This window comes from Streptomyces sp. (assembly GCF_019510245.1).
GTDB lineage: Bacteria > Actinomycetota > Actinomycetes > Streptomycetales > Streptomycetaceae > Streptomyces.
In genome coordinates this window covers 1-2,924 of the sequence record NZ_JAEKKT010000428.1, presented here as the reverse complement: position 1 = coordinate 2,924, position 2,924 = coordinate 1, and the positions used below count along the sequence as shown (strand labels likewise).

At 73.3% G+C, this 2,924-nt stretch carries 2 protein-coding genes and 1 pseudogene; 1 reads left to right on the top strand and 2 read right to left on the bottom strand.

Going from position 1 to position 2,924, the window contains the following annotated elements:
* Positions 1-1,463: IclR family transcriptional regulator C-terminal domain-containing protein (locus JF597_RS53405; RefSeq protein ID WP_294014261.1), on the top strand; the 1,463-nt coding region annotated here is incomplete at its 5' end.
* A 503-nt stretch (positions 1,464-1,966) separates the two neighbouring features.
* Here the strand turns inward: JF597_RS53405 and JF597_RS53400 are convergent.
* Positions 1,967-2,170 (bottom strand): annotated as a pseudogene (locus tag JF597_RS53400) (helix-turn-helix domain-containing protein); the annotation flags it as partial.
* A gap of 64 nt (positions 2,171-2,234) precedes the next feature.
* On the bottom strand, positions 2,235-2,924 hold a 690-nt coding region (locus tag JF597_RS53395), incomplete at its 5' end, for an SDR family oxidoreductase (RefSeq protein WP_294014259.1).

Below are 2,924 nucleotides of genomic sequence, written 5' to 3'. Positions count from 1 at the left end.
CCACGGTCGACCGCATCACGGCCACGCTGGCCCGGATGGGATACGTCCGCCTGGACGGCCGGGACGCGGTGATCACGCCCCGGCTCATGGAACTCGGCAACGCCTATCTCGCCGCCCTGCGTCTGCCCGCTCTGCTGTCCGGGCGGGCCGACGCCCTCGCCGACGAGCTGGACGAGTCGGTGTCGCTCGCGGTCGCCGACCGCGACGGCATCCGCTTCATCCACCAGGCCACCCGCCGCCGCGCGATGTCCCTGAGCTTCCGCATCGGCGACCTGCTCCCCGCCGAACGCACCGCGCCGGGGCCCCTGTTCGCGTCCGAGTGGACCGACGCCGACTGGCGGGCCTGGCGCGAGCGCCGGGCGGCGGACCCGCAGGACCGGGGCTTTCCCGCCGTACCGCCTCGGGAACTCCCGGCCCGGGAGGGGCAGTTCGAGGCGGAGGCGGCCCAGGCGGGGAGGGACGGCTGGGCGCTGGACGACCAGTTGATCGAGCCGGGTCTGGTGGCGGTCTCCGTTCCCGTACGGGACCCGCGCACGGCCCGGATCGCCTGCGTGGCGAACGTCGTGAGCCACACCAGCCGCCACACCGCGACGGACCTGCGCGAGACCCTGCTGCCGCGGCTGCGGGCGACGGTGGCGGAGATGGAACGCGAACTGGCGTCCACCCCGGACCCGGATCCGGGCCCGCCCCCCTCGGGATCGGCCTCCTGGATCGGCGCGGCCAAGAACGAACTGGGCCGGGAGTTCATCGAGTCCCTCGCCCGCGGCCTGACGGTCCTGACGGCGTTCGGCGAGGGCAGGGCCGCGCTCACGCTGACGGACGTGGCACGGGCGACCGGCCTGGCCAGGGCGACGGCCCGCCGGGCCCTGATCACCTACGAACACCTGGGGCTGGTCCGCCAGCAGCCGGAGTCCCGCACCTTCGGCCTCACCCCGCGGGTCCTGTCCCTGGGCTTCCCACCCCTGTCCCGTACGACCCTCCCGCGCATCGCGGCCCCGCACCTGGCCGACCTTTCGGCACGGGTGCGGGAGTCGACGGCACTGGCGGTCCTGGTGCCGCCGGGATCGGTCGAGGGGGCGGAGATCCAGTACACGGCGAGGGCCGTCTCCCCCCGGATCATGGGCGTGGACATCAGGACCGGCACCCGCCTACCGGCCTCGGCGACCTCCCTAGGCCGGGTCCTGCTGGCGGACAAGGAGCGCTCCGCCGACCTCGACCGGGTCCGCACCCAGGGCTACGCCCTGCTGGACGAGAACTGGGAGGACGGCCTCCGTACCATCGCCGTCCCCGTCCGCGACCGTACGGGCCGGGTGGTCGCCGCGGTGAACGTGGCCCTGCACGCGGCGGGACGCACGGCCGAGGAATGCGTGGCGGAGATCCTCCCGGAACTGCGTCTCACCGCGACCCGCGTGGAGACCGAACTCCACGCGGCGAGCCACTTCACGCGGGTACCGCTTCTCTGACGCTCCCGAGGTCGGCCGCTCTTGCCCGAGGGCGGTGCGGAGGTGCTCTGACCGGCGCGGAGCATGGCCTTGTAGAGGGGTTCGTGCCCGGGTGAGGCGGGCAGGGGGCCGCGCGCCGGGGCCTCGACGGACTGGATGATCAGGGCGACGGCGCGTCGCCAGGCGTCCGGGGCGGCGTCGCCGGTGGCGTTGACGACGCCGGCGTTGGCCATGTGGATCAGTACCAGGTCCGAGGGGTCGAAGTCCGCGCGCAGGCGGCCGGTGGCCTTGGTGCGCTCGATGAGGCGCAGCATGCCCTCGTACGCCCGGTTGCGGCGCTCCTCCAGGACCTTGGCGGTGGGGAAGGTCATGGTCAGGACGTCGGCGAAGCCGTTGTCGGCGGCCTGCATCGCACAGGCGGTCTCGATGTAACCGACGAAGCCGTTCCAGGGGTCGGAGTCCTCCAGGGCGACGGTGACCACATCGGCGTAGGCACCCATGCGGTCGGAGAAGACGGCGTCGACCAGCTCCTCCTTCGTGGGGAAGCGGCGGAACATGGTCGCGCTCCCCACGCCCGCCTCGCGGGCCACGGAGGCCATGGAGGCGTTCAGGCCGTCACGCGCGAACACCGTGCGGGCGGCGGCGATGATCCGCTCCCGGTTGCGCTCGGCGTCACTGCGCAGCGGCTGAGCGGCGGGGCCTTCGGGGTGCGGGGCGCCAGGGGTCATACCGGCCACCCTGACAATCGGATCGACCTATCCATTTTGGGCCGGACGCCGCTGCCGACCCGCGTCAGTCGAGCGGAACGCCCGTGTGGCTCTCCAGAAACCGGATGAGGCGGTCCTGGAACTCTTCGTCCAGCGCCGCCGCGTGCGGTGTCTGCGTCCGCCGGTGGTACCAGTAGCCGCCGGTGCTCGGGGTCACGTCGTCGTGGGTGGCGAGCCACACCTGGGTCCGGTGCCCTTCGGTCAGATCGTCCGGGGCGCCGGCGCCGCCCATCCGTGTGGGCACCCACCCGGGATCGACCGCGTGGCTCGTGGTGCCCTCCCACCGGGACGCGCAAGCGAGCGCGAGGGTGGTCACCCACAGCTTGCTGTCGCTGTAGGACGCGGAACCGGCGGCCAGCCGTCGCAGGTCGGTGGAGCCGGTGCGGTGCATGGAGCTGCTGAGGTGGACGAGCCTGGCCGGCTTGGCCATCAGGGCCGTCAGCACATAGGGCGCGACCGTGTTGACCGTGCCTGCGTCACGGGCGTCCATCGTGCCGGCGTTGTGGATGACGGTGTCGAAGCGGCCGAACGCGCCCGCCTGCCGGGCGACTTCGCGGATCTCGTCGAGATCGGCGAGGTCCCCCGTGATGACGCCCTTCCACCGGCCGGTGTCCTCCGCGTCGGCGAGCCGCGCCGGGTTCCGGACGTGGACGACCACGTCGTGCCCGTCGTCGGCCAACGCGTCCGCCGTATCCCGCCCGAGCCCACCGGCCGC